The organism is Cohnella zeiphila, assembly GCF_014212055.1.
GTDB classification, from domain to species: Bacteria; Bacillota; Bacilli; order Paenibacillales; family Paenibacillaceae; genus Cohnella; species Cohnella zeiphila.
Genome location: NZ_JACJVO010000029.1, coordinates 1 through 4,768, shown reverse-complemented (window position 1 = coordinate 4,768; position 4,768 = coordinate 1). Strand labels below are relative to the sequence as shown.

Below are 4,768 nucleotides of genomic sequence, written 5' to 3'. Positions count from 1 at the left end.
CCCGGCATGCCGGAGATGCTCGCGCCGACTTCGCAGATCGTCGGCATGGGTCTTGGCACCAAGGTCGGCCTCATTACCGACGGCCGGTTCTCCGGAGCTTCCCGCGGCATCGCCATCGGCCATATTTCGCCGGAAGCGGCGGAAGGCGGCCCGATCGCCTTCATCCAGGACGGCGACATGATCGAACTGGACATGAACAATCGCTCGATCAAGCTCGAGGTGAGCGACGAAGAACTCGAACGCCGCCGCGCCGCATGGCCGGGCTTCGAGCCGAAGATCAAGCGCGGCTATCTCGCCCGCTACTCGGCCATGGTGACGAACGCCAGCCAAGGCGGCGTCATGAAAATCTAAACCGAATGCCAACAATCCCGGAGGCGACCGCCCCCGGGATTGTTTTTATTCTGCGGCGGTCAGGCGTTCGGCCGGTCCGGGATGAAGAACGAGATGAACGTTCCGCCGCCTGGAGCGCTGCGGACGGTCAAGCCTTCGCCATAGGCTTGCCGAAGCCTTCGATCCGTATTCAGCAGGCCGATGCCTCTGCTGATCTTCCGGTTGGCCGACAGCAGCTCCCGAACGGTAGGTTCGTCCATGCCCTTGCCGTCGTCCTCCACTTCGACTCTATAGCCCGCGTCGGTTCGGATCAGGCCGATACGCACCGTTCCTCCCTTGGATCGGCTCAGCAAGCCGTGCCTCACGGCGTTCTCGACCAGCGGCTGGATCGTCAGCGGCGGAAGCCACGGGCCCCACTGCTCCTCCACCTGCCATTCGACTTGAAGCCGGCTGCCGAATCTCTCCTGCTCGATGTACAGGTACGCCTTCACCAGCTCAAGCTCGTGCGCGAGCGGAACCGCCGTCTCCACGTTGAGGAAGTCGAAGCTGATCCGCAAAAAAGACGTGAACGCATCGCCCAGCTTGCGCATCCGGGACGCGTCGATGTCGCTGAGCGCCATGAGCGAGTTCAGCGTGTTGAACAGGAAGTGCGGCCTGATCTGCGCTTGCAGGTAAGCGGCTTCCATCCGCAAGCTCTCCTGTACCGAGGACTTCAGCGCAGTCAGCGACCAGACGCGGTATTTCAGCTCAAGGGCGTCCGCCGGCTTGGCCACGTAATCGTTGGCGCCCGCCATGAAGCCGGCGTAGATGTCTTCCGGCTCGTTTCGCGCCGTGAGCAGCAGGATCGGAAGCTCGGAGACCGTAAACTGCTTGCGAATCTCCCGCGTCAGCTCGTATCCCGACATATGCGGCATCATGACGTCGATAATCGCGAGATCCCAGGCGGCGGTCCCCAGCTTGGCCAGCGCCTCCTCCCCCGACAGGGCCTGAAAGACGCGGTATTGCTCCGGAGGCAGGACGCTGGTCAGCACCTTGAGGTTGATGGGGTCGTCATCGACGATCAGCACGTTCGGCACGCCGGCGCCGCGCAGCAGATCCGTATCCGGGGGGAGCCAGACCGGCCACGACGAGGGCGTATCCTCCCTTACCGGAAGGTTCGCCGGCGAGATCTCCCCGAACGGCTCGGCCTCCGTCTCCCGGGCGGCCGCCGTCTCGCGCGGCGCATCGGGCGATTCTTTATCCAGCGGGACGGTGAACGCGAAGACCGATCCCCGGCCCGGCTCCGAATGAACGGTGATTCGCCCGCCGTGCAGCTCCGTCAATTGCTTGCAGATCGCCAGCCCCAATCCGATGCCGCTGCCGATGCCGTTCGGCCCTTGCTCGTANNTCTATCTCGGCCGTCACCGTAATCGTCCCGGTATCGGTATATTTGATCGCGTTATGCAGCAAGTTAAACAAAATTTGGACGAGCCGCTTCTCGTCGGCGAAGACGGGCGGAAACGACGCCGATATGTTCATGCGCAAGCGCAAGCCTTTGGCTTCCGCCAAATAAGCGAGCATCGAGAAGACGCCGGGGACCGCCGCTTGAAGCGAAAGCCGCTCCGGCTTCAGAGCGATGCGCTTTTCTTGGAGCCGCGACATGTCCAGCAGATCGTTGATCAGCTGGGACATGCGCCGGCCGACCGTCAGCAGCAGCTCCATGTCGGCGGCGCTCTTCGGGCGAAGCGCCTGCCGCTCTTCGCTCAATACGGTCTGTGCGATGCTGATCACGCCGTGAAGCGGCGTCCGCAGCTCATGCGCGGTATGCGCAAGGAACTCGTCCTTGAGCTTGTCGTTCCGCTTCAGCCGGTCGTTCAGCCTGACGTTCTCTTCCGCGTTGCGGAAGTAGTTCTTGAACCAGTAGGCCGAGAAGCTGATCAGAGCCGCGATCATGTCGAGCGGGTAAAACGAGGTCGGCAAAAGCCCGAAAGAGGCCCCGAAGAACACGCTGAAAAAGACGCTGATCGCCGCCATCAGAAGAAGGACGTCTCTGCCGTCCCTTCTGACCTTTTTGACGAACAGAACCAGCATCGCCGCCACCGGGAGCATATAGAGAATCCCGAACGCATGATACCACACGTAAGCGGTTCGAACCGGCACGACGATCAGAAAGACCGTATACGAGCCCAAAGCGGCGGCGTACAAGCGGAACAGCCAATGGCGCCAAGTGGCGCCGACCAGCGTCAAACTCAAGATCATCATGAAGAACGAGACGTAGTCATACGCCAACAGAGAAACTTTGACGCGCGCGGTAAACGTGAGCGGCACCCATTGCAGCAGAAGGCGGTCCGAAGCCGTCACCACCGTGATTCCGGCGCAGAAGAGCAGCAGGAACACCGCGATCAGCGCTTTCCGGCGGGGATTGATCGCCAGCATGATAAGCGCGTACAGGGCGTGCAGCAGGAAAATGACGAACGTCACCAGCTGAAATCCGATCGAATTCCAGCGCTCCCGGTCGATCGCGGCCTGAGAGCCGAATTTGACGGGCGACAGCATACCGCCCTGCCTCGGATCGTCGAAGTCCGCGACCTGTACGAGCAAGTCGATCTCCCCTGCGCCCTCCTTCGTGTAGGACACCGTATACGAGCGAACATTCGGCTTGTACGTTTCCCGCCGCTCTCCCGGCATCCCCATGGAAGCCGACACTTCTCCATCGATCAGCACCCTGGACGAAGTCTGAACGTTGTCGAACCAGAACTCGTAAGGCTGCGTCAACGACCCGTCGACCAGAATCCGCAGCCGGTACGTGCCGAATCCGTAGGCGCCGCGTCCTCCCTCCGTCCAAGCTTCCCGCCAGTCCCCCGGCGTTTGAAGGTAGCGGGGAGAACCGGCGCTTCCGCCAAGCAGATCGTCCTCGGTGATAAGCTTGTCAGGATAGAACGCCCATTCTCCGTCAAGCGGAATGATCTTGGATCGCTCGAAGTCCCAGCCTCTCATGTCCAGCACTCCGCGAACGGCCTGAGGATGCTCGGGGGGCGTATAGTGAATGTACCAGGCCGTTCGGCCGGCAAGCAGCAGCAAAATAAAGAGGCCCAGTTGAACGAACGGGCTCCGGAAAAATGTCGTCGCTTTACGTCTCATACCGGTCCAATTCGACAAAACGGTCGCCAATTCCTCTTTCCTCTCTCCTCTTGGGCCGCGGTTCGAAACTTCTCTTCTTCTTTTCCCGTTGACAAGGAATGGAACGCCTGCTAACATCCACTTATCCTTACTTATACACTATGTTTTATGGGATTAGATCAGAGGAGGAGTAATCGATGAATTCGCAGACGCTTCGCAGCACCAAACTCTCTTTGACCGCCGTTCTTGTCGCCGCCTCGCTGTTCGCCGCCGCAGACAAACCGGCGAGCGCGGCGGCGGCAGGTCCGGAAGCCGCCGCCGTCGCCTCGGGCATCGGCGCCGCCGAATACGAGACGTTCCTGCAGGACAAATTCGGCATTTCTCTGCCCGACCGCTTTACCAAAGGAGATTTTCTCGTCGCCTTGGCCAAGGCGCTTCAGTTGAAGCCGGAAGGCGACGCCGCCGCGTTCCGCGATCTGGCGGCCGACAGCCCGTATGCGCAGGCGGCGCAAGCGCTTCGCGAACAAGGAGTTCTCTCTGCCGACACCCTGTCCGCTTCCGCTCCGCTCGGCTCGGTCAACGCGGTTCAAATCGCGCTCAAAGCGGCGGGCCTGAAGGAGCTGGCCTACACCTATCCCGCCGCCAAAACGGATGCCGCACTCGCCAAGCTGAACGTCAGGGCGGCCGCGCTCGGAACTCAAGGCTCCCAGGAGCTGGCCGCCGCCGTCGACTCGGGACTGCTTGCTCCGTCCTTTTATGCGGACGTTCGCCCGGGAGCCGCCGCTTCGCGCGATTTTGCCGAATGGCTGATCGGCCAAGCGCTCTCCTTCACGGGACAGTATAAGCATTATCTCGGGTCCGTCGGCGATCCCGATATTTACGCGAAGCTGACGGACGCATACCGCGATTCCGATATCATCCAATCCCCGGAGCTGCAGAAGATCGTCGATACGGCGCTGGAGCGCAACCTGGTGACCGGCTACAACTTGAAGGACGAACGGTACGAACCGAACTTCGTCGAGTCGCTGACCCTCGTCTACGGACATTCCGATCTGAAGCACGCCCTTCAGCTGATCGGCCTGCTGCGCGGCGAAGGCATCGACGCCAAGGTGCAGTTCGAGCCGAAAACGTCGGCTTTCGTCTATTTGAAGGAATGGGGCGATCCCGGCGTCTCCGATCTGTACGAGGTGAAGCAGATCGCGAACGGCAATTATATCGAATACGCCAAAGAATATGACATCGCCTTCGAGTTTGGCAGCGTCGCCGATAAGCAGCGCTTCGATTCGATCGTCCAGGCGTATGCCAAGAAAAACGAGGACAACCAGCCCGGCCTCATCGC

3 protein-coding genes and 1 pseudogene are annotated in these 4,768 nt (G+C 60.9%); 2 read left to right on the top strand and 2 right to left on the bottom strand.

Translation table 11 applies throughout. The annotated features are described in order from the left end of the window. Nucleotides 1–351: pseudogene (locus H7C18_RS22740) on the top strand (dihydroxy-acid dehydratase); the annotation flags it as partial. Nucleotides 352–410: 59 nt separating this feature from the next. Here the strand turns inward: H7C18_RS22740 and H7C18_RS35840 are convergent. After that, nucleotides 411–1,676: a response regulator gene (locus H7C18_RS35840; RefSeq protein WP_337913889.1), complete on the bottom strand. Its 1,266-nt coding sequence runs from the start codon at nucleotides 1,674–1,676 to the stop codon at nucleotides 411–413. Further along, nucleotides 1,567–2,262 (bottom strand): histidine kinase dimerization/phospho-acceptor domain-containing protein, encoded by a 696-nt coding sequence (locus H7C18_RS36210; protein ID WP_475571996.1) that lies wholly within the window; start codon nucleotides 2,260–2,262, stop codon nucleotides 1,567–1,569. Before H7C18_RS36210 ends, H7C18_RS35840 begins: the two co-directional genes overlap by 110 nt. A gap of 1,364 nt (nucleotides 2,263–3,626) precedes the next feature. On the opposite strand from H7C18_RS36210, the gene H7C18_RS22730 reads away from it, so the two are divergent. Then, on the top strand, nucleotides 3,627–4,768 hold a 1,142-nt coding region (locus tag H7C18_RS22730), incomplete at its 3' end, for a hypothetical protein (protein WP_185131409.1).